The following is a 22,398-nucleotide window of genomic DNA, read 5'->3' on the forward strand; positions in this document are numbered from 1 at the left end:
ATGAAAAAAACCGTCCTCGCCTTCAGCCGCATCACCCCGCCCATGATCGAACGCCTGCAACAGGATTTCGATGTGATCGTGCCGAACCCGAAAAACGGCGACATCGCCGCCCAGTTCAACGAAGCCCTGCCCCACGCCCATGGCCTGATCGGCGTTGGTCGCAAACTCGGCCGGGCGCAACTGGAAAACGCCAGCAAACTGGAAGTGGTGTCCAGCGTCTCCGTCGGCTACGACAACTATGACCTCGCCTACTTCAACGAACGCGGGATCATGCTCACCAACACCCCCGACGTGCTCACCGAAAGCACCGCCGACCTGGCCTTCGCCCTGCTCATGAGCAGCGCCCGCCGCGTCGCCGAACTGGACGCCTGGACCAAGGCTGGCCAATGGCAAGCCACCGTCGGTGCACCGTTGTTCGGAAGCGATGTGCATGGCAAAACCTTAGGGATAGTCGGCATGGGCAACATCGGCGCGGCCATCGCCCGTCGTGGTCGACTGGGCTTCAACATGCCGGTCATCTACAGCGGCAACAGCCGCAAGACCGCACTGGAACAGGAACTCGGCGCACAGTTCCGTAGCCTGGATCAACTGCTGGCCGAAGCCGATTTCGTCTGCCTGGTGGTGCCGCTCAGCGAAAAAACCAGGCACCTGATCAGCCACCGCGAACTGGCACTGATGAAACCGAGCGCCATTCTGGTGAACATCGCCCGTGGCCCGGTGGTAGACGAGCCGGCGCTGGTCGAAGCGCTGCAAAACAACCGGATTCGTGGCGCCGGGCTGGACGTTTACGAGAAAGAACCACTGGCTGAATCACCGCTGTTCCAACTGAAAAACGCCGTGACCCTGCCGCATATCGGCTCGGCCACGCACGAAACCCGCGAAGCCATGGCGAACCGTGCGTTGGCCAACTTGCGCAGTGCCTTGTTGGGTGAAAGACCGCAGGATCTGGTGAACCCACAAGTGTGGAAAGGCTGATCAAAAAGGGCGGGTGTTTTAAACACCTGCCCGCTCTCGGCATATTGTCGACTTCATATTGCCGTTGCTGATTTATATCGCTATCAGAATCGAGCGCTGAGTTGTTCAGCGCTCGGTCAAAGCATCAGGCCAATTTGCCGCTTCCCTGCACCATCGGTGCCTTGGGCTTACGAAACACCAGCACATTGCCCAACATCACCAGCACCAACCCCACCAATGCCGGCGCCGTCCATTGATAGCCCTCGGCAAACGCCGACACATTCAGCGCCACCACCGGGAATAACACGGTGCAATACGCCGCCCGCTCCGGCCCCATGCGCCCGACCAGCGTCAGGTAGGCGGTGAAGCCGATCACCGAGCCCGGAATCACCAGGTACAGCAACGAGCCGATGTAACGGGCGTTCCATTCCATGTCGAACGGGATGCCTTTGACCAGGCACCACACCGACAACATCGCTGCGCCATAAGCCATGCCCCAGGCATTGGTGGTCAGGGGTTTCAGGCCGGCCCTCTGCTGCAGACTCGACAGCATGTTGCCCGCCGAGAAGCACAAGGTTCCGAGCAACGCCAGAGCCAACCCGAGCAAGGTTTCCGGGCTGGCGGTATGACCGGCCAGCTCCGGCCAGAACAACAGGCCCAAGCCGAGCAAGCCCAACGCACCGCCCATCAACACGTTGCGGGCGATTTTCTGGCCGAAGAACACCCGCGCATTGAAGGCGTTCCACAACGTGGCGGTGGAAAACACCACGGCGACCAGACCGCTGGGGATCCACTGGCTGGCGGTGAGGAAGCACATGAAATTGATACAGAACAGGCACAGCCCCTGCGCCAGGCAAATCAGATGCCCGCGACGGTTCATCACTTGCAGACGCCGGCTAAGCAACAACATCACGAACAGCACCAGCGCGGCGAGGCCGAAGCGATAGACGATCGACACCGGAATCGCCACCACGCCCAATTGCCATTTCAAGGCAATCCAGGTGGTGCCCCAGATCAATACGGTCAGCAGGTATAACGAGAGGTTCATGGTGAAGACTCCTGAATAGGCCTTCAGTGTTCGGCGCGCCCCCCTTTTTCACTTGCATAAACTTGCGCTTTTGTCGGCCCGCAGGCTGGCAGGCCAGCGTCTACGGAGTAGGATGCAAGGCGTTGGAGAGAACCGATCATGGCCGCACTGGAAACGTTGCAAGTCTTTCAAGCCCTCAACCGCTCGCCCAATGCTCGCCTGGAGCACAGCGCCGAGCTCGGTGACGGCATGGCTGCGGCTTTGTGGAGCAACCACCATGACGCCCAGGACTACGAAGCGCCGAGCCATCACACTTTGTCGTGCTACATCGCCGGCGGCACCGGCACCTTTCGCCGCGACCAGCCCGGCACCAAGGGCGGCCCGGACAAGCTGTGCATTCTGCCGGCCGACCATCAGTCAGGCTGGGTGATCAACGGCGACATTCGCCTGGCCCACCTGTATTTCAGCCCCGAACAATTTGCCCTTGGTTGCGTCACGTTGCTGGATCGCGAGCCACGGGAATTGCAGTTGCGCGAGCGCACGTTCCTCGAAGACCCGCAGCAAGTACGGCACTTTCGGCAGTTGATCAGCCTCAACTGGGACGAACCCGGCGAACGCCTGCTCACCAGCAGCCTGGCCCACGAGATGCTCAGCCACGCCTTGCTCAGCCAGGTCGGTGTGCGTCAGGGCCTGCGCCTCAAGGGTGGATTGGCGGCGCATCAGCGGCGGCAACTGGTGGAGTTCATCGACAGTCAGTTGGCGGAGGCGATCAGCCTTGGGCAATTGGCGAGCTTGTGCGCGCTGTCGGAATATCACTTTGCGCGGATGTTTCGTGTGAGCTTCGGCTTGCCACCGCATCAGTATGTGTTGGCGCGGCGTCTGAGCCGCGCGCGGGAGTTGTTGCGCGCATCGTCGCAGCCGTTGGGGGAGATTGCGCTGGCGTGCGGGTTTGCCAGTGCGAGCCATTTCACCAACCGGTTTCGACAGGCGTTGGGTGGGACGCCTGGGGAGTATCGGCAGGCGTTTTTACGCTAGAACAAAGAGTAAAAGATCACAGCCTTCGGCAGCTCTCGCGCCAGAAACAAAACGGGCCTGCAATCGCAGGCCCGTTTTAATCAGGAAGGTAAAAGGTGAATCAGGCCTCAGCCATTGAGCGCAGCCTGTTCGTTCTCGAGAAACTCATCCTCAAGCAGCGCATCGGCATGAGCGCCCCTATCGAACGGCACCACAGCGGCGCGTGGTTTGCCGCGTAATTTGCCAAACATATGCTCCAGCGCATGTTCAAGTTTTTCGGCTGCCCCGTCGATCGCCAGTTCCAGGGAGTCAGCTTTATGGGTGACGGAAATCGGTTGATGACCTTTTGGCCGCGCTTCCAGCTGGCAGCGCATGTCATGGGGACCAGGCTTGTCGCCGTTCTCGTCCCGCAGATGGACCTCGACGCGGGTCAGGTCCTCTTCATAACGTTCGAGCGTGCTCTCAATGGTAGTACGTACCCACTCCTCCAGTCGTTTACTGCTTTGAATATGGTTATCGCTATTGACTTGGATTTGCATAGTTCTTCCCTTATTTCAGCTAGCTCGCAAGAGGCGCATCGGCTGGCCCTTGGGCGTCATCACCGCAACCTCTTGGTTACACAATCGGTGTGTGCGCGGAACATTTCAAGCCCTAAAAAAAGATAAATATTCATACGCAAAAAAAGCCGGACAACGAGCAAAAGCGCTGTTAATGTCGGGAGTTGGGTCGGCCCTGTCTTCAGTCACAAATGGTCACATCTGCCGCGCCCCCCAACGGATGCAGGTCACGAAAAATCCCCGCCTCTTCCACCAGCCAGTCATGCACCGCGCGCACGCCCGGATGGCTCAGCGCACCCGGCGCGTAGAGCAGCACGTAGCGCTTGTGATTAGGCACCGCCAGGCCAAACGGCACGATCAGCGTGCCCCGTTCCAGCTCATCGTTAAGCAGCGTTCGCCGCGCAATCGCCACGCCCATCCCGGCAATCGCCGCTTCGATGGTCAGGTGATTGCGGTTGAAGGTGTGCCCGCGCCGCACGTCCGCGCCTTCGAAACCGATAGCATTGAGGTAAAATTCCCATTCCGCGTACTCGTAGCTACCGCGCCACGCGGTGATGTCATGCAACAACGGGAAGTGCATCAAGTCTGCCGGGCCGTGCAGCGGCGGACGCCCTCGCAACAGGCTCGGGGCGCACACCGGAAATATCTGCTCGTCGAGCAAGGCTGTGGATAACAATCCGGGATAGCTGCCGTCATTCAGATCGATCGCCAGGTCGAAATCTCCTTCGTGCAACGGCACGCTGCTGTCCTCCGCCACCAGGCGCAATTGAATGTCCGGAAAACGCTGCTGTAAACGCGGCAAACGCGGGGTCAGCCATTTGCTCAGGAACGAGGGAATCGAACGCACCCGCAAAATCCCGCTGATCATTCCCGCATCCAGTCGTCGCAATTCTGCGTCGATGCTGCCGTAAGCCTCGTTGACCGTAATGGCCAGGCGCTGGCCTTGCGCACTCAATTCCACGCCACGAGCGCGACGGTGGAACAGGCGAAAACCCAGCCGCTCTTCCAGTTGCCGAATTTGCTGACTGACCGCACCCGGCGTGATGTGCAGTTCTTCGGCACAACGGGTAAACGACAGGTGCCGCGCGGCACAGGAAAACACGTGCAGCCAGACATAAGTCTGGGCGTGCAATTGACGACTCATCGTTTAGTCCTGCTAAAGGCTGTCTTAGGAAGTTTCGTTGGTCACGTAGGACCGAGGTAGGCAGTATCGCCGACATTGCGCTTGGCCTACAAAAATGGCGGCGATTTCTCTTCCATTGCTTGCATAGGCTTTAGCATGGCTATCAGTGTTTTCGATCTCTTCAAAGTCGGCATCGGTCCGTCCAGTTCCCACACCGTCGGCCCGATGCGCGCTGCAGCGACCTTTGCCCAAGCACTGATTGAGCAGAATTTGCTGGCCGCCGTCCGTCGGGTCGAAATCCGGCTTTACGGTTCGCTTTCAGCCACCGGCGTCGGCCATGCCACCGACCGCGCCTGTGTCATGGGCCTGATGGGCGAATGGCCGGATAGCATCGACCCGACCACCATCGATTCGCGTATCCAGCACCTGCGGGAAACCGGCAAGCTGTCCCTGGCCGGCAAAGCGACCATCGCCTTCAACTGGCAGCACGATCTCCTGCTGCTCGATGAGAGCCTGCCCTACCACCCTAACGCCATGTCCCTGACAGCCTTCGGCGAAACCGGTGAGCTGTTCGAGCAGACGTACTACTCGGTGGGCGGCGGTTTCATCATCGACGCGGCCGAAGCCGAGTCCGGCATTGCGCCGGCCAGCGACGTTGTGCTGCCGTACGATTTCTCCAGCGCCGCCGAGTTGCTCAAGCTCTGCAAACAGCACGGTCTACGGGTGTCCGAATTGATGATGGCCAATGAATTGGCCTGGCGCAGCGAAGCCGAAGTCCGTCAGGGCCTGTTGCACATCTGGTCGGTAATGCGCGAGTGCGTCGAGCAAGGCTTGCGTCACGAAGGCATCCTTCCCGGCGGTCTGAATGTTCCCCGCCGCGCCGCGAAATTGCATCGCAGCCTGTTGGAAATCGGCAAACCGAACGTCATCAGCTCCACCCTGTCGGCCATGGAGTGGGTGAACCTGTTCGCCCTCGCCGTGAACGAAGAAAACGCCGCGGGCGGACGGATGGTCACCGCGCCTACAAACGGGGCGGCGGGGATCATTCCGGCCGTGCTGCACTACTACATGAAATTCAACCCGGACGCGTCGGACGATGACGTCGTGGCGTTCTTTTTGGGCGCGGCTGCCGTAGGCATTCTTTGTAAGAAAAACGCCTCGATTTCTGGCGCCGAAGTCGGCTGCCAAGGCGAGGTCGGCTCCGCCTGTGCCATGGCCGCCGCCGGTTTGGCCGACGTGCTCGGCGCCACCCCGGAACAACTGGAAAACGCCGCTGAAATCGGCCTGGAACACAACCTCGGCCTGACCTGCGATCCGGTCGGCGGTCTGGTGCAAGTGCCGTGCATCGAGCGCAACGCGATTGCCGCGGTGAAGGCGATCAACGCCACGCAAATGGCCCTGCGCGGCGACGGCAAACACTTCATTTCCCTGGACCGGGTGATCCGCACCATGCGCGATACCGGCGCCGATATGCACGACAAATACAAAGAAACTTCACGGGGCGGCCTGGCGGTTAGCTGGGTGGAGTGCTGAGGAGCATTTCCTGACCGTTCGCAACACGTGAGCCCGAGTAATAATAATAACGAGGCGAAAACGATGACCGATGTACGTACACCTGCTGCCGATAATCCCGCTGTAGACCTCACACGCAATAACGAAATAACCCACAAAGGCTGGAGTAAACACGACACCACCTGGATGCTTGGCCTCTATGGCACAGCGATTGGCGCCGGCACGCTGTTTTTGCCGATCAACGCCGGCGTGGGTGGTTTCTGGCCGCTGCTGATCCTGGCAGTGCTGGCGTTTCCGATGACATTCTTTGCACACCGCGGTCTGACTCGTTTCGTGTTGTCCGGCCGTTCCGGGGACATCACTGAAGTGGTGGAAGAACACTTCGGCATCGGTGCCGGCAAGCTGATCACGTTGCTGTATTTCTTCGCGATTTTCCCGATTCTGCTGGTGTACAGCGTAGCGCTGACCAATACCCTGAGCAGCCTCATGGAGCACCAGTTGCACATGACGCCACCGCCTCGGGCGATCCTGTCACTGGGGCTGATTCTAGGCCTGATGGCCATCGTCCGTTGTGGTCAGGGCGTCATCGTCAAATGCATGAGTGTGCTGGTTTACCCGTTCGTCGCGGCATTGCTGCTACTGGGCATCAGCCTGATCCCGAACTGGAACGGCGCGTTCTTCGCCACCGCCAGTGAAGGCATGCCGCTGCCGCTGTTCTTCAAGACCTTGTGGCTGGCAATCCCGGTGATGGTGTTCTCGTTCAACCATTCGCCGATCATTTCCGCTTTCGCCGTCGATCAGAAGCAGCGTTACGGCAAGCAAGCCGAACGCAAAAGCAGCGGCATTCTGGCGATCGCTCACGCCATGATGGTCGTCACGGTGATGTTCTTTTGCTTCAGCTGCGTGCTGGCGTTGTCCCCGGCTGATTTGGCCGCGGCGAAGGCGCAGAACATTTCGATCCTGTCGTACCTGGCCAACCACTTCCAGACGCCGGTCATCGCTTACGCCGCGCCGCTGATTGCACTGGTGGCAATCACCAAATCCTTCCTGGGCCATTACATCGGCGCCAGCGAAGGCTTTCAGGGCCTGATCGTGAAAAGCCTGCGTGGCCGTGGTCGAGTCGTCTCCGCCGGCTGGCTGAACCGCCTCACTGCGCTGTTCATGATCCTCAGTTGCTGGGCCGTGGCGACCTTCAACCCGAGCATCCTGGGCATGATCGAAACCCTCGGCGGGCCGATCATCGCCTGCCTGTTGTTCCTGATGCCGATGTACGCCATCCGCCGCGCGCCGGCCTTGCGCCAGTACTCGGGCCAGGCCTCGAACGTGTTCGTGGTGTTGGTCGGTCTGATTGCACTGTCTGCGATCATCTATTCATTTATGCCCTGAAACGGGCAGGCAAAAAGAAGGCGGGCCAGAGTGCCCGCCGTTTTTTTGCCGTAAACATTGTCCGACAGTTTTTCCGGCATGCCCCTTGCTATCTCCCTTGTGCGGCACGGAAGAAAGCGCATGAACATGGAAGGCCGGTGGTCTGGTATTGCGAACTAATCCCGATCATGGCCGTCAACAACTGCACGTTCAATCAGGCGGTGACGCATTATGGACAACCCTTTTCAGCTCATTACCGATGCTTTTGCAGCGGATTATCAAATCAACCTGAGCATCCAGGGCCTGGACGGCAGCATCATGCTGACCCTCTCCAACGCTGGCCGCGTGGTGGCCAAACGGATGATCAGCGCCGAACAACGCAATGACCCCAAGCGCCTCAAACGCCTGGTGCAAAGCATTCAATTCGGCATCGCCATCGAACAGGGTCAATGCGCCGTGGCCATCCTCGAAGCCATGACCGACGGCGACAACCGTAAGCTGCCGCCGCCACAGGCCAAAGCCCGGCCCCGACCTGAAATCGGGTATTAAAGTTCGCCCTTCTCCACTTCGGGATGCTCACCGGAACCCGCACCGATCTTGCGCTGCGGGTGTTCGATCTTCACCGAAGGAAATTGCGACGAGGCATAACGCACCACCAGAATCGAAAACGCCAGCAGCAGGATCCCGCCGCACAGGTAGATGATCCCCAGGTCCGGCGGATTGTGGTGCGAGACGTTGGAGATCAGCAGCCGTGTCAGCGCGGTGATCGCCACGTAGATCAGGAACCGCACCGGCATGTGATTGGTCTTGAAGTAAATCCCGACCATCGCCCCCAGTTCCAAGTAGATGAACAGCAACAGGATGTCATCGATCTTGATGTGCCCCTGTTCCAGCATCCCGATGAACTCCATGACCGCCGCCCAGGCAGTCACCGCACCGATGGCGAACAGCGCCAGGTAGTGGAAGGTCTCGACGAACAGGTTGCCCAGGGACTCGGCCAGTTGGTGCACGTTCTGCCGCAGGTTCTCGGCCCAGTTGATTTTCACGATGATTGTTCCTTAGCTCGGTTCGAGCGGATGATGCGGGTTGGACGTGACGGTTGTTCTGCATGCAGAAAAAAGGCCAGGGGTTGCCTGCCACATGATGGCGAGGTGCTTTAAAACACGCTCCGTGGCGTTTGGTCGCAGGTCAACACCAAACCTGTAGCCGCGAATGGAGCGCCACCGTTCACCTGACAAACCCCGAATCCGGTCTACATTAAAAAGCCACTACCCAAAGCGCAGGGATTCGCTTATCCTTTTCGCTGTATATAGATACAGTAGTCGCAAAGACAACTAAATGTGAAGGCATGTGAGGTGGTGAATGGCCGTCGAAGTGGTATACCGCAGCAGCCGAGATCTGGAGCGCTTGTTCATGGATAAAGCCGAAGCTGACCGTCATGACAAAATGCTCGAACTGGCCGAATTGCTGGCTGAAGTGTTGCAAAAAGCCGTTCCGTCCCTGACCGAGCAGCAAGTGGAAGAAGCCGGGATCTACATGGCGAAGAACCGCGATGTGTTCGCCAAGGCGTTCAAGAGCCAACCGGACGCGCTGTCCGAATTGCTCAACGTGCCGGCTGAAGTCGCTAAACCTGTTGAAGTGGCTGCACCTGTTGAAGTGGAGCAAGCTGAGCCGACCAAGCCAGCCAAAGCCGCCAAGACGCCGAAGTAAGCAATGCCCGAATTGAATAGGCCCTGAGTCCAATGGCTCAGGGCCTTTTTCATGCTCGCAGAAAATCAGGCGTCAGGCTGCTCCAGTGCGTCGACCAACGCCTTGAAGAACCGCGCCGCCTCGCCGCCGGTGACCACGCGGTGATCGAAGGTCAGGGACAGCGGCAGGATCGGATGCACCGCCACCGCCCCCTCGACCGCCACCGGTTCATCGCGGATCGCCCCGGCGGCGAGGATCGCCACTTGTGGCGGCACCACCACCGGGTTGGCGTAGCGACCGAACAAGGTGCCGAAATTCGACAGAGTCAGGGTCGCACCCATCATTTCCTTGGGCGGAATCGAACGCGCCTGCACATCGGCGCGCAGGCGCATCACACCTTCTTTCAAATCCGCCGACGTGCGATTGCCGACATCGCGCAGCACCGGCACGAACAAACCGTCCGGTGTATCCACGGCAATGCCCAGGTCGAGCCGTTCGTGTTGTTTGAGCGACAGGGTTTTGCCATCGAAGCCGCTATTGAGCACTGGCTCCACCGCGCAGGCCGCCGCCATGGCTTTGGCCAGACGAATCAGTGGTTCTCGCGCCTGCCCCCAGCGATGCAGATCGGCATCGCCGAAAATCGTCACCGGCACCACTTCGGCATGGGACCTGGCCATGTTCAGCGCCATGCTGCGCCGCACACCGCGCAGCTTCTCACCGCCGAAACGCTCGCGTTCCGTCTGGGCCGCATTTTCCACATCGCTGCGGGTGATCTGACCGTCCTGGCCGGAGCCGACCAAGGCGCTCAGTTCAACGCCCAGTTGTCGCGCCAATTGACGCACTGCTGGCGTGGCGCGGTTCGCCAGGTATTCGCGGGTCGAAGGCGCGGTGCCGATAAAAAAGGCATCCTCCTGATTCGTGCCGCCGCCCTCAAGCCGTCCGACCACGGTGCCCGCATCCGCTTCGCCTTCGTAACCGAGCAACGGCTCCCCCACATGCAGGATGTCGCCCTCGCCGCCGAAGGTTTTCGCCACCACGCCGTCGTAAGGCGCGGGAATGTCCACCAGCGCCTTGGCGGTTTCCACCGACACCAGCAATTGGTCAGCCTTGACGGTATCGCCGACCTTGACGTGCCAGCGGACGATTTCCGCCTCCTGCAAGCCTTCGCCCAGATCCGGCAGTTTGAAATATTTCATCGCAATCTCCTCGGCCTCTGGCGTTTCTTCAAGAGCTTCTTCAGGCGTGGCGCAACACGGTGTCACAGGCGTGAAGAATGTCCTCGACGCCAGGCATGTACAGCGATTCCAGTCGATACAGCGGTGGCGGGATGTCCGGCGCGGTGACTCGCTGGATCGGTGCCTGCAACTGCAGAAACACCCGTTCGTAGAGACTGGCGGCGATTTCCGCGCCGACCCCGCAGGAGCGCGGCGCCTCATGCACGATCACGCAGCGACCGGTCTTGCGAACCGAGGCCTCCATCGTGTCGAGGTCCAACGGTTTGATGCTGGCGACATCGATCACTTCCGCCGAGATGCCCTGCTCGGCCAACGCCGTGGCGGCTTGCAGGGTTTCCATCACACTGGCGCCCCAACTGATCAAGGTGATGTCGCTGCCTTCGCGCAGGGTGAAACAGCTGTCCAGCGGCAGGCGTTTGCCGTCATCCAACAACGGTTGCGGGTTCATGCGATAGAGTCGGGTCGGTTCGAGAAAGATCACCGGGTCCGGGTCGTCGATGGCCGCGAGCAACAAACCATAGGCCCGAGCCGGCGAGGACGGGATCACCACCCGCAACCCCGGAATGTGCGCGAACAGTGCTTCGGTGCTTTCGCTGTGATGTTCCGGCGCACGAATCCCTGCACCCATCGGCGAGCGCAGCACCATCGGGCAGGTGAGCCGCCCGCGCGTGCGGTTGCGCATGCGACTGGCGTGGGACACCAGGTGCTCCATGGTGGCGTAGATAAACCCCATGAACTGGATTTCCACCACCGGTTTCAAGCCTTGGGCCGCCATGCCCACCGCCAGCCCGCCGATCATGGTTTCGGCCAGCGGCGAATCGATTACCCGCTTGAAACCAAAGCTGTCGCGCAGGCCCAGCGTGGCGCGAAACACGCCACCGTTCACCCCGACGTCTTCACCGAGGATGATAACGTTCTCGTCCTCGCGCATGGCCCGATGCAACGCCAGATTCACCGCCTCCAGCAGCGTTACCTTGCCGTTACTCATGGCCCGAACCTCCCGTCCGGCGCGCCACTCGTTCGAGGAAGTCTTCACGCTGCTCGGCCAGGGCTTGTGGCCACTGGGCGTAGACATGATCGATCACTGATGCCGGCGCCTGCAGGCCCGCCGCTTCGAAGTTATCCACAGCAACCTGCACCAACCCCTGGCATTCGCTGATCAGCGCCTGCTCGCGACTTTCATCCCACACGCCCTGCCCGACCATGAAACGCTGCAGACGTTTGATCGGTTCTTCGAGCCAGGCTTGCTTGACTTCGTCCGCCGACCGGTAGCGTGTGGCATCGTCGGCCGTGGTGTGATCGCCGAGGCGATAACTCAGGCATTCGAGCAACACCGGGCCTTTGCCGTGGCGCGCCCGTTCGAGGGCCGCTTGCACGCGGTCATACACGGCGAGTATGTCATTGCCGTCGACTTGCTCGCCGTGGAACCCGGCGCCAATGGCTTTCTGCGCCAACGTGGGAGCACCGCACTGAATGCGTCGCGGTACCGAAATCGCCCATTGGTTGTTGTTGATCATGAACACCACCGGCAACTGCCAGGCGCCAGCGACATTGAGGGCCTCGAGAAAATCACCTTTGCTGGTGCCGCCATCGCCGCAGGTGGTGACGGCAACCCGATGCTCGCCACGGATCTTGAATGCGCTGGCGACGCCGCAGGCATGCAGGGCCTGGGTGGCAATCGGCACACAGATCGGGAAATCCTGCGCCACCGCCGGGTCGACAAAGTCGCTGCCACGCTCATCGCCGCCCCAATACAACAGGATTTCTTCCATGCGCACGCCACGCATCAGTTGCACGGCGGTGTCGCGGTAATACGGGATCAGCACGTCTTCGGCGTGCATCAGGCTGCCGACCGCAACGCCAATGGCTTCCTGGCCCAGGGTCGGCGCGTAGGTACCGATGCGCCCGGTGCGTTGCAGGGCGACCGCTTTCTGGTCAAAAAGGCGGGTCAGGACCATCTGCCGATACAAGCGTGTCAACAGATTGAAGTCGTCGGCCCAGGGAGGGAGATCGCAGAGCACCTGGCCGTCAGGGGATAAAAAACGGGTGTAGGGCAGCTCAACCTTGTGAAGCATCACAGGGCTCCTGGCACGCGGGGTCGGCGTGCGATTGTCAGGCCCGACGTTTGTGGCGCAGGGCTTGGGGAGCAAGTTGGCCGGATAGGCACTCACTCCTTTATCGATTCAAACGTTTACCGGTACAGCACTTTCTCTGCCAACTCATCCGCTACCCTGGCCGGAGAACGTTTTTCCGCCTGGGCATGGGCAAAGACTTCGGTCAGCCGTGAACTGATTTTCGACAGGTGCGCGGTGATGGTCGTCAGCTCTTCCCCACGGTGTTTGAGCGACACGTAGATCAGCCCGCCGGCGTTGATCACGTAATCCGGCGCATACAGAATGCCCCGGCGTTCCAGCTGATCGGCGACTTCCAGATGGGTCAGTTGGTTGTTGGCCGAACCTGCGACCGCCGAGCAGCGCAGTTGCGTTACGCTGGTCCTGTTAAGCACACCGCCCAAGCCACAAGGCGCGAGAATGTCGCAAGGGGTGCTGAGCAGCGCTTCGTTGGCGATCGGATGAGCGCCCAACTGCTCCATGGCCAGTTGTACTTTGCCGTGATCGATGTCGCTGACCAGCAGCTCGGCGCCGGCAGCGTGCAGCTGCTCGGCCAGGGCATAACCAACATTGCCCAGGCCTTGAACGGCAATGCGCAGCCCTTCCAGATTATCGCTGCCCAAGCGGGCCATGGCGGTGCTGCGGATGCCGGCGAATACGCCCATGGCGGCATGCGGTGCTGGGTCCCCCGCAGCGGTGGTGCTGGTGACGAATTGCGTATGTTGGGCGATGCAGTCCATGTCCGCCACCGAGGTGCCGGCGTCGATGGCAGTGATGTAGCGACCGTCGAGCTGATTGATCCAGCGCCCGAACGCTTCGAATACAGCGGCGCGGTTTTCCACATGGGCCGGGCGAATAATCACCGCAACGCCACCGCCCTGAGCCAGGCCAGCCAGGGCCGCCTTGTAACTCATGCCTTGGGCGAGGCGCACAGCATCCTCGATCGCGGATTCATCGCTGGGGTAGGCAAGGTAACGACACCCGCCCAAGGCAGGTCCCAGGCGGCTGTTATGGATGGCAATCACCGCCTTCAACCCGGTGACCGGATCGACGCTCAGGTGCAGCGATTCAAGGCGAGTGCTTTGCATGAGAGCGAACATCGTAGGGCTCCCGAATCACTTCTTGTAGTCGCCAGTATAGGCTTGCGCACAAAAATTGCAGAAGCGCACAGGAATAAGCAGCGCGGCTTTAAAGGTTTTCGGACATAACCTGTTACGGCCTGTGTTCAGCACTGGACGAAAGCCTGCGACGGGGCTAAAACGAGGCATTCCCCGGAGATTTTGATGACCCCGCGCCAACGCTTTTTCGACTGTCTGCAACGATCACCGCCCGCGCTGTTCGAGGCGGCGTTGTGGATCGCCGCCGAACACGATAAAGAGCTGAATCCCGAAACTGTGCTGGCGGACTTCAAGGACCTGCAACAGAGGGTCAGTTACGGATTACCGATGCTGCCAGTAAATGAGTTGGCGCAACCGTTGTTGCGGCGCATGAATGACCTGGGGTTCGCCCAGGACGACTTCACGCCCTTGCGCCCGCAAGTGGCGTTGCTCCATAAAGTGCTGGAACGCCGGCGCGGTCAGCCGTTGGCGCTGGGCCTGATTGCCCTGGAGCTGGCCAGAAGACTGGAAATCCCCATGGTCGGGGTCAACTTCCCCGGGCATTTCCTGCTGCGGGTGCAAGGCGCCGATCACCTGCTCGACCCGTGCGGCGGGCGCCGGCTGTACCCCAACGATTGCCGTGAGCTGCTGCAACGCCAGTACGGCCCGAACATGCAGCTCAGCGCCGAGCATTTGCAGACCGCCGAACCTGCGCAGATGCTGCAACGGCTGTCACGCAACCTGCGCCAGTTGTACCTCACGAATGATGACTACATCGACGCCCTGATCGACGCCGAGCGCGTGCTGGAGCTGGGCAACGCTAACGCCTCCGACTACCTGGCCCGGGCCAGCCTCTATCAACGGCTGGATTGCCCGAATGCCGAGCGTTTTGACCTGGAACACGCGCTGCTGCTCTGCGACGACCCGATCCAGCGGATTCGCCTGACAGAAAGGTTGGGGCACTTGCCGCCCAACGCCATCGTCCACTGATCCCACAGGGGGCACTGTGACGCCATCAAGGGGTATCGGGCTGGTTCGCCGGATGCGCCTTGATGAACGCCGGATGTTGCGCCGCCAACGCTGCCACTCGACGAATACGCGGGTAGGCGTCCAGTGAAATATTGAAACGCTCGGCCGCATACAGCTGCGGGATCAGGTAAACGTCCGCCAGCCCCGGTCGATCGCCGAAGCAGTAACCGGCATCACCGATCAACTGCTCCACCGTCGCCAACCCTTGGCTGATCCAGTGACCGATCCACTCGACCACCTGCGGCTCATCGTGCCCCAACTGCCGCAGCTTATTGAGCACGCTGACGTTATGCAGCGGGTGAACGTCGCAGCCGATCACCGCCGCCACGCCACGCTCGTGGGCGCGGGCGGCGAGGTCTTTGGACAGCAGCGGCACCTGTGGATAACGTTCCTCCAGGTACTCGATGATCGCCGGTGACTGGATCAGCAATTCGCCTTCATCGGTGCGCAAGGCCGGCACCCGGCCTTGCGGGTTGATGCCCAGATACGCCGGCTGGCGATGTTCGCCCCCCTGCGGCGCGATCAGGTTGACCGGCAGTGCCTGGTAATCCAGCCCCTTCAACGCCAGCGCAATGCGTACCCGGAAAGACGAGGTCGAACGGTAATAGGTATAGAGTTCCATGGGCCGATCCTCTTAGCGCGCCGGCAGCACTTTGCCGCGGCACTCGCCGAAACCGATGGAAGCAAAACCCTCACGGCTGCAACGTCCCCGCAGGATGATTTCGTCGCCATCCTCGAGGAATTTACGCACCTCACCCGAGGCCAGTTCGATCGGCTTTTTACCGCCCTCGGTGATTTCCAGCAGGCTGCCGAACTGACCGCTTTCAGGGCCGGACAACGTGCCCGAACCGAACAGGTCGCCGGCCTGCAACTGGCAGCCGTTGACGCTGTGATGCGCCACCATCTGCGCAACGGTCCAGTACATGTGTTGGGTGTTGCTGAGGGTCAGGCGATGGGCCGGCAGATTCTGTTCGCGCATCGATTCGGTCAGCAGCAGCACTTCGAGTTCGATGTCGAAGGCACCGGCCGCCTGATCACGTTTGTCGAACAGGTAAGGCAGCGGCTGCGGGTCGCCTTCCGGGCGCGCCGGCTGCGCACGACGGAACGGTTCCAGCGCTTCGGCCGTCACCACCCACGGCGAAATGCTGGTGATGAAACTCTTGGACAGGAACGGCCCCAGCGGCTGGTATTCCCAGGCCTGGATATCCCGCGCCGACCAGTCGTTGAGCAGGCAGAAACCGGCGATGTGATCGGCGGCGTCACCGATGGCGATCGAGTCACCCATGGCATTGCCCGGACCGATCCAGATACCCAGTTCCAGTTCGTAATCCAGGCGTGCGCACGGGCCAAACGTCGGCTCGGTCTGGCCGGCCGGCAGGGTCTGGCCTTTCGGACGCCGCACGTCGGTGCCGGACGGGCGAATGGTCGAGGCGCGGCCGTGGTAACCGATCGGCACGTACTTGTAGTTCGGCAGCAACGGGTTATCCGGGCGGAACAGTTTGCCGACATTTTGCGCGTGCTCGATGCCGACGTAGAAGTCGGTGTAGTCGTTGATCTTCGCCGGCAGGTGCATCTGGCAATCCGCCGCCAGCGGCAGCAGTTTTGCGCCTTGGGCTTCGATCTTGCCGTGCAGGGTGCTGCCTTCCTTGAACAACTCGATCAAGCGTTCACGCAGGGCGACGCGAGCCTCGCGACCCAGCTCGAAAAACGCATTCAACTGGCCGCCACGGGTGGCTTCGACGGCGGTCCGCGCGGCACCGTCGTCGAACAGCCCGGCATCGAGTGCCGCTCCCAGATCAAAGATATGGTCGCCGATCGCCACGCCACTGCGCGGCGCTCCGCCCTTCACGCTGAACACACCCAACGGCAGGTTTTGCAGCGGGAAATCCGCGTGGCCGTTGGCGGAGGCAACCCAGCTACGAGTGATGGAAGTCTGAGTCATGGATTATCTCCGTGTCGGGTCGAAAGTGGCGGGCAACGAAGCCCAGCAGGCGTCGTAATCGTTTTGCAGCTGTGGACAATCCAGGGCGAACCGGCTCGGGCGCAGCACCTGGCTGGTCTCGAACATGAAAGCCATGGTGTTGTCGATTTTAGCCGGCGCCAGTTCAGCGTTGATCGCCTTGGTGCAGGTCTCACCATCGGGGCCGTGAGCACTCATGCAGCTGTGCAACGAGGCGCCGCCCGGCACGAAACCTTCGGCTTTGGCATCGTACTCGCCCTTGATCAGGCCCATATATTCGTTCATCAGGTTGCGGTGGAACCACGGCGGACGGAAGGTTTTCTCGGCCACCATCCAGCGTGGCGGGAAGATCACGAAGTCGAGGTTGGCCAGACCGTGCACGCTGGTCGGCGAGGTCAGGACGGTGAAAATCGACGGATCCGGGTGATCGAAACTCACCGTGCCAATGGTGTTGAAGCGACGCAGGTCATATTTGTAGGGCACGTTATTGCCGTGCCAGGCGACCACGTTCAGCGGCGAATGATCGAGCTCGCAGCCCCACAACTGGCCGAGGAATTTCTGCACCAGGGTGGTCGGTTGCTTGAGGTTTTCGTAATGCGCCACCGGAGTCAGGAAGTCGCGAGGGTTGGCCAGACCGTTGCTGCCGATCGGCCCCAGGTCCGGCAGGCGCAGTGGCGCGCCGTGGTTTTCGGCCACGTAGCCCCGCGCTTGCGGATCGAGCAGTTCGATGCGGAATTTCAGCCCGCGAGGCAGCACGGCGATTTCCAGCGGTTCCAGATCCAGCACGCCCAGTTCAGTGGCGATGCGCAGGCGGCCCAGTTCCGGGACCAACAGCAGTTCGCCGTCGGCGTTGAAGAACACCCGCTCCATGGACCGGTTGGCGCGGTAGTTGTAGATGCTGATCCCGGCCGGTTTATCCGCGCCCGAATTGGCGGCCATGCTCACCAGCCCGTCGATGAAATCGGTGGGCTCGGTCGGAATGTCCAAGGGGTTCCAGCGCAGGCGATTGGGGGTCACTTCACCCAACGGACCACCGGCCAGTTGCCGATCCAGTTTGACGAATGCCGGGTGATTGGCCGATGGCTGAATGCGGTACATCCAGGTCCGGCGTGCTTCGCTGCGGGCCATGGTGAACGCGGTGCCGGAGAACAGTTCGGTATACAGGCCGTAAGGGGCTTTTTGCGGGGAGTTCTGGCCGACAGGCAGTGCGCCGGGCAATGCTTCGCTGCTGAATTCGTTGCCAAAGCCTGACTGATAAGCCAGCGCTGGCGCCGTTGAATCGAGGTTCATGGAGCCTCCTGAACGGGTAGTTATTTTTATCGTAATTCAATTACGCATAACGTAATTTGATTGGTATTGACCGTCAAGCTATAAAGACGCCCATTCGTCCCGGGATCACACCGCCTCCATGACCAGCGAAAGCAACGGTAAACAGAAAGTCCGCTCGGCCGAAGTCGGCACCGATATCCTCAAGGCCCTCGCCGAGCTGTCGCCCTCGACCTCGTTGTCGCGCTTGGCCGAACACGTGCAGATGCCGGCGAGCAAGGTTCACCGTTATCTACAGGCATTGATCGCCAGCGGTTTTGCCGAGCAGAACCCCGCCACCAACCATTACGGCCTGGGCCGTGAAGCGCTGCGAGTCGGCCTGGCTGCCCTGAACAGTATGGACGTGCTGAAAGTCGCCGCCCTGCCCTTGGCCGAACTGCGCGACGATCTGAACGAAACCTGTTTTTTGGCGGTATGGGGTAATCAGGGCGCGACGGTCGTGCACATCGAACCGGCGGTGCGGTCGGTGACGGTGGTCACGCAATTGGGCTCGGTATTGCCGTTGCTCAGTTCATCCACTGGCCTGGTATTTGGCGCTTACCTACCAAAGCGGGAAACCGTGGACTTGCGCGATCAGGAACTTCACAACGCCACTGACCACATCTTGGCGGACGATCAGACCTATGCGGCCTTATGCGAACAGATCCGCGTACGCGGCCTGCATCATGTGCATGGGTTGCTGATGCCGGGAGTGGATGCGTTGTCGGCACCGGTATTCAACGCAGCAGGGAATGTAGCGGCGGTCATGACCATCGTCGGTCCGACCTCACTGTTTCACGCTGACGAAAACGGCCCGGCGGCGCAGCGATTGCTGGCAGCGACGCGGGCCGTGAGTTGGCGGATGGGTTACCAGGTTGAACCGTGACGTAATAAAGCGGAAATATCACCGCCCGCTATTCATCCACTCTTTTCCCTGCTCAGCGAATAGAGGTTGTTACCGAACCGGTTGTACTCGCGAGAGACCGACCCGCCACATAGGTCAGATAATTTACGCCGACCTCAACACCGGTAACGGTTGAAACAATTCCGGCAAAATCGTTGATTCTGGAAAGGTGACTCAAGCCGGCATTTGCACCGCCAATGCCCGCAACGGTACCCACATAGAGAGAAATCAACCCGACCCATGCAGCTGAAAAATGCCCGTTTGCCTGTTTTTCATACCCGTTGTGGTGAGCGATTACCCCCAGCACAATTGATCGCGTTGCCTTCAATAACGTGGCTGCGACCCCGACCGGTGGAATTAAGAGCGAAACAATGTCCACCGCAAATTCGGCAACAATCAGCGTGTCGCGCCAGAATGCTTCGGAAAGACTGGTCGTCTGGTCATCCGTCTCGGCGATGAAAAGCTCGATCATCGGCGCGTAGTCATCCGAGAAGCGGATAGGCCGTCCGAGTGTTAGCGTGAAATCATGATATCCCTTCAGAACTTCGAACAAATAATTGCGCACAACCTCTTGATCTCTACTCCGGACACTTTTAACAATATCCCATCGCGCATGCATCTTCAGTTCCGCGGCATAAGATTCCAGTGAAACAAAATTCTTGCCATCGTAAGCCGCTGGCAGATAAATAATTTTTTCAGTTGTGCCTTTGCGAGCAAAGACATATCCACCTTCAACTCGCTTGCCGTTAACGACAAACCTGTAGACTTCGCCATTGGCAGTACTTGCAGTAATGTGCAACTCTTCCAGCACCGCATTCAGCCAGGTATATTGCTCCACGCTCAAATTGCCTTGCATTCTCTGAGTCAGAGCATCGAACTGGAGTTTGTTTTGCTTGAGCTTGCCATACACCTCAGGTCTTGTTGACAGATCTCCGCCCCCGGGATTGAGGAAAGTGCTCTTCAAATAATCGATGTATTGATCCCCTGGCAACACTCCAATCAAGTCGTTGATCACTGCCGCACTCAGCCTTCCCACCGAAGTGCCGTCTCTTGACCTGAACGTAGCCGTTCTCAATAGATCATGAACATTGACCAGACTTTTGACCACCGTGTCAAACCACGCAAGAGCCTTCACAAAAGAACTGGTGTCGCTGCGCCAGATTTCCCAATTAATAAACAGCTGAGTCAGGGTCATTGGCTGATGACCTGCAATTGTGATCTCAACCTGGTCCGGATCAATTTCCGGGTGTGGCCCCGAGCGAAGTAAATAGTCATTAACTCGCTTTTTCACCAATTCCCGAGCAAACACCTGAAACGGCTGTACATTAACCTTATCTTTCGCCAGCTCATAAATGGCGCTTTGTTCAGTACTCAGTCGAGCCAGGCATTGCCGTTCAGACAGCTTCGCTTGCCTGAACCAACCAGGCGTAACAAATTCGACCTCGTACTCCGCCCATGCCAGTAGCTGCCGGACACTGTCTTCAAAGCGTCTCTGGGGAAGAGACATCCATGTAACGCTATTGATTCGTGACGATTGACCAGCTATGACCGCTGCTCCGGATTTATTTATTTCGTCAACCAGCTTGCCGCGATCCTTCAAGTGGCATTGATCGATCAAGTAATCCTTACCGCCTGGAACAAGCACCCATTTCGCAACGTGCTCCTTGAGCAACCAAACATTATCGAATTCAAACCAGTCTTTACCTCCCGGCGCGCCTGGCGCATATAACACACAAGGAACAAGCGCACCATTGCTTTTAGAGGTATAAACGGTGAGATCCTTGAATGCCTGATAATCATCACGAAAGGAAAGACCATGAGTAATTAATGATGTATCGCCAAGATTGCAACGTTTCACCATATCCAGACTTTGTGCCTTCAAATGACCTTGCAGCCCGGCGGCGAATACCGACAAGGCCGTCACTCTTGCCAGGTTTTCATGGATAGCGTCTTGTACTTCGGGCTCTTTATAGGCAGCGTTCCGCAGCGCTGCGTACTTCATCCGCACATCGAGCGTTTCGATGGCTGACTCGATGAATGAAGGGGTCAAATCCCGCGCATGTTCGCCGTTGATCTTGAGCTGATAGCGGGCGGCTTTATCATGCAAACCGTACATAAAAAGTTCGGTTAACGTTTTCGTTTCTTGATGCCTGATTTCCTTCACGCCCATACGGAAATTGTAGTTCAAGGTCACGAGGACAAAATCAGGATCGACATGCAGTGCAGCACGCCGAAAAATAAAGTCTTGAACACTGTTTCGTGTATAGGCTTTCAGCGACGCGACATGACCCACTCGTCGATGCAGATCTACTTCACTTTGAAGCAGGGTGCGCTCCAGATCGACATAAATCTTCTGGTCCCTTTCGCTACTGCGCTTCAACCATTCAGGCCACGCATTTTTACTGATCAACTTGATCAGCGCGGCTGTGCGATGTTTCGCATTCTCAAGCAGCTCCTTCAAGGGCAGGAGGGCGTTAACTTCTCGGATCACATTCTCCTTGTCCGTGCGCGAGCCACTCAACCCCTTGAGTTGACGACTGATGTCAGCACGTTGTTTTGCCAACAGCGCGTCTGTGCCAACACCGAATACATCCGTATCAATTCGTGGATAACGAATCCCTGGATCAGCCTCGACCTTCAGCGCGTTTTCAACTGCCAAGTCCTTCAGCAATTCGCCACGACTCGCTGGCGTACTCAGGCGTTTCCGGACTTCTTGATGCAGCGCTGCCGACGTAGCGAACTTTTCCACCCCTGCGTTCGCCGTATATAAAATCATGGCGCTGTCCGCCGCAGGAACAATTGCCCCTGACGACTGACCATCCAGACGCATGACAAAAGCCGAAGCCAATGTTTTGAAGACGCCATCGTGCAGTTGGACAGCAACGCCATAAAATGCGCTGGGAACCAGAGGACTGGTCAACGCGTGAATCTTTTTTTCGTCTTCCGGTGTGACACCGCCCTCTTGCGTTACGTTATTCAATTCCTGCCAGAAGAGTTTGACAGCATAACTTCGCAGAAGGCCTTTACGCATCACGTTGTTGCCCGTATTACGTGCCCAGTACTGATCCAGCGCCACGACAAACTTTGCAGGCAACGTCCGGAGCAATTCGGCGATAAATTGACTCACTGTCCCAACATCCAGATCAGCGTATCGGGCGCTTTCGTCCGTATCGTTCAGCCAATCGTACACACCATATTGGTCTGGATTATAATTCGGTGCACTTCCGCGCAGCAGACACTCCATCAATACATCATTCAGTGAACCTGTCGGCTCTTGGGCAGTCGCAGCACCGCGATAATTGATAAACACCTTGGAAATATAGAGTTCCGGCACCAAACGCCACATGTCCTCCGCCAGGCAATCTTGTAGCAAAGACGCAAATGACGGGATAAACTTCAATTGCCCGGACAACTGTTCAACGGCCTCGTTTACGCCGGTGAATTTATTTAAAACCGATTCGAGCTTATTACTTTCCATAAATACATAATCCTGACTTAGCCAATTAAAAGCGGTGC

Annotated in this window: 19 protein-coding genes and 1 pseudogene; 8 read left to right on the forward strand and 12 right to left on the reverse strand. The window is 59.0% G+C overall.

Annotation, left to right across the window (positions count from 1 at the left end; translation table 11 throughout):
• A complete protein-coding gene (locus F475_RS16795; RefSeq protein WP_018927144.1) occupies positions 1-975 on the forward strand; it encodes a D-glycerate dehydrogenase in 975 nt (324 codons plus the stop codon).
• Between the two features lie 124 nt (positions 976-1,099).
• Here F475_RS16795 and F475_RS16800 read toward each other — a convergent pair whose 3' ends face one another.
• Positions 1,100-2,002: a DMT family transporter gene (locus F475_RS16800; protein WP_018927145.1), complete on the reverse strand. Its 903-nt coding sequence runs from the start codon at positions 2,000-2,002 to the stop codon at positions 1,100-1,102.
• A 138-nt stretch (positions 2,003-2,140) separates the two neighbouring features.
• Between F475_RS16800 and F475_RS16805 the strand changes: the two genes are divergently transcribed.
• Complete coding sequence (locus tag F475_RS16805) at positions 2,141-3,016, forward strand: helix-turn-helix domain-containing protein (protein ID WP_111454323.1); 876 nt, start codon at positions 2,141-2,143, stop codon at positions 3,014-3,016.
• 107 nt (positions 3,017-3,123) lie between these two features.
• Here the strand turns inward: F475_RS16805 and F475_RS16810 are convergent, their stop codons facing one another.
• On the reverse strand, positions 3,124-3,534 hold the full coding sequence (locus F475_RS16810; RefSeq protein WP_064620217.1) for an HPF/RaiA family ribosome-associated protein: 411 nt from the start codon (positions 3,532-3,534) through the stop codon (positions 3,124-3,126).
• Between the two features lie 199 nt (positions 3,535-3,733).
• The gene (locus F475_RS16815; RefSeq protein ID WP_018927148.1) at positions 3,734-4,696 is read right to left on the reverse strand and encodes a LysR substrate-binding domain-containing protein; all 963 of its coding nucleotides are present in this window, start codon (positions 4,694-4,696) and stop codon (positions 3,734-3,736) included.
• 135 nt (positions 4,697-4,831) lie between these two features.
• Between F475_RS16815 and F475_RS16820 the strand changes: the two genes are divergently transcribed.
• The 3 genes from F475_RS16820 to F475_RS16830 all read left to right on the forward strand — a co-directional run bounded on the left by F475_RS16820 (position 4,832) and on the right by F475_RS16830 (position 8,101).
• A complete protein-coding gene (locus F475_RS16820; RefSeq protein WP_018927149.1) occupies positions 4,832-6,208 on the forward strand; it encodes an L-serine ammonia-lyase in 1,377 nt (458 codons plus the stop codon).
• A 63-nt stretch (positions 6,209-6,271) separates the two neighbouring features.
• Positions 6,272-7,573, forward strand: a complete 1,302-nt coding sequence (locus F475_RS16825) for a serine/threonine transporter (RefSeq protein WP_111454324.1) — start codon at positions 6,272-6,274, stop codon at positions 7,571-7,573.
• Positions 7,574-7,783: 210 nt separating this feature from the next.
• Positions 7,784-8,101, forward strand: a complete 318-nt coding sequence (locus F475_RS16830) for a DUF3509 domain-containing protein (RefSeq protein WP_018927151.1) — start codon at positions 7,784-7,786, stop codon at positions 8,099-8,101.
• Here the strand turns inward: F475_RS16830 and F475_RS16835 are convergent.
• Positions 8,098-8,598, reverse strand: a complete 501-nt coding sequence (locus F475_RS16835) for a phosphate-starvation-inducible protein PsiE (RefSeq protein ID WP_018927152.1) — start codon at positions 8,596-8,598, stop codon at positions 8,098-8,100. The two genes, F475_RS16830 and F475_RS16835, sit on opposite strands and share 4 nt — an antisense overlap.
• A gap of 316 nt (positions 8,599-8,914) precedes the next feature.
• Here F475_RS16835 and F475_RS16840 point away from each other — a divergent pair.
• Positions 8,915-9,154, forward strand: a pseudogene (locus F475_RS16840) (YebG family protein); the annotation flags it as partial.
• Positions 9,155-9,327: 173 nt separating this feature from the next.
• Here F475_RS16840 and F475_RS16845 read toward each other — a convergent pair.
• The 4 genes from F475_RS16845 to F475_RS16860 all read right to left on the reverse strand — a co-directional run bounded on the left by F475_RS16845 (position 9,328) and on the right by F475_RS16860 (position 13,687).
• Positions 9,328-10,437 (reverse strand): dihydrolipoamide acetyltransferase family protein, encoded by a 1,110-nt coding sequence (locus tag F475_RS16845; protein ID WP_018927154.1) that lies wholly within the window; start codon positions 10,435-10,437, stop codon positions 9,328-9,330.
• A gap of 40 nt (positions 10,438-10,477) precedes the next feature.
• Positions 10,478-11,464: an alpha-ketoacid dehydrogenase subunit beta gene (locus F475_RS16850; RefSeq protein WP_064620225.1), complete on the reverse strand. Its 987-nt coding sequence runs from the start codon at positions 11,462-11,464 to the stop codon at positions 10,478-10,480.
• Positions 11,457-12,551 (reverse strand): pyruvate dehydrogenase (acetyl-transferring) E1 component subunit alpha, encoded by a 1,095-nt coding sequence (pdhA, locus tag F475_RS16855; protein WP_111454325.1) that lies wholly within the window; start codon positions 12,549-12,551, stop codon positions 11,457-11,459. Before pdhA ends, F475_RS16850 begins: the two co-directional genes overlap by 8 nt.
• Positions 12,552-12,667: 116 nt before the next feature.
• On the reverse strand, positions 12,668-13,687 hold the full coding sequence (locus tag F475_RS16860; RefSeq protein WP_018927157.1) for a Glu/Leu/Phe/Val dehydrogenase dimerization domain-containing protein: 1,020 nt from the start codon (positions 13,685-13,687) through the stop codon (positions 12,668-12,670).
• Between the two features lie 183 nt (positions 13,688-13,870).
• On the opposite strand from F475_RS16860, the gene F475_RS16865 reads away from it, so the two are divergent.
• On the forward strand, positions 13,871-14,674 hold the full coding sequence (locus F475_RS16865) for a SirB1 family protein (protein WP_111454326.1): 804 nt from the start codon (positions 13,871-13,873) through the stop codon (positions 14,672-14,674).
• Positions 14,675-14,699: 25 nt separating this feature from the next.
• Here the strand turns inward: F475_RS16865 and maiA are convergent, their stop codons facing one another.
• The 3 genes from maiA to hmgA are packed head-to-tail and all read right to left on the reverse strand — an operon-like array spanning position 14,700 to position 17,963.
• A complete protein-coding gene (gene maiA / locus F475_RS16870; protein WP_111454327.1) occupies positions 14,700-15,335 on the reverse strand; it encodes a maleylacetoacetate isomerase in 636 nt (211 codons plus the stop codon).
• Between the two features lie 12 nt (positions 15,336-15,347).
• Entirely contained in the window at positions 15,348-16,655 is a 1,308-nt protein-coding gene (fahA, locus tag F475_RS16875) for a fumarylacetoacetase (protein ID WP_018927160.1), read from the reverse strand.
• A 3-nt stretch (positions 16,656-16,658) separates the two neighbouring features.
• Positions 16,659-17,963, reverse strand: coding sequence for a homogentisate 1,2-dioxygenase (hmgA, locus tag F475_RS16880; RefSeq protein WP_111454328.1), 1,305 nt, complete (start codon positions 17,961-17,963; stop codon positions 16,659-16,661).
• 118 nt (positions 17,964-18,081) lie between these two features.
• Here hmgA and F475_RS16885 point away from each other — a divergent pair, with 118 nt between their 5' ends.
• Positions 18,082-18,864, forward strand: coding sequence for an IclR family transcriptional regulator (locus F475_RS16885; RefSeq protein ID WP_111454329.1), 783 nt, complete (start codon positions 18,082-18,084; stop codon positions 18,862-18,864).
• A 52-nt stretch (positions 18,865-18,916) separates the two neighbouring features.
• Here F475_RS16885 and F475_RS16890 read toward each other — a convergent pair whose 3' ends face one another.
• Positions 18,917-22,360, reverse strand: coding sequence for a dermonecrotic toxin domain-containing protein (locus tag F475_RS16890; protein ID WP_111454330.1), 3,444 nt, complete (start codon positions 22,358-22,360; stop codon positions 18,917-18,919).
• Positions 22,361-22,398 lie beyond the last annotated feature (38 nt).

Origin of the sequence: Pseudomonas sp. URMO17WK12:I6 (assembly GCF_003253625.1) — a bacterium.
Classification (GTDB): Bacteria; Pseudomonadota; Gammaproteobacteria; order Pseudomonadales; family Pseudomonadaceae; genus Aquipseudomonas.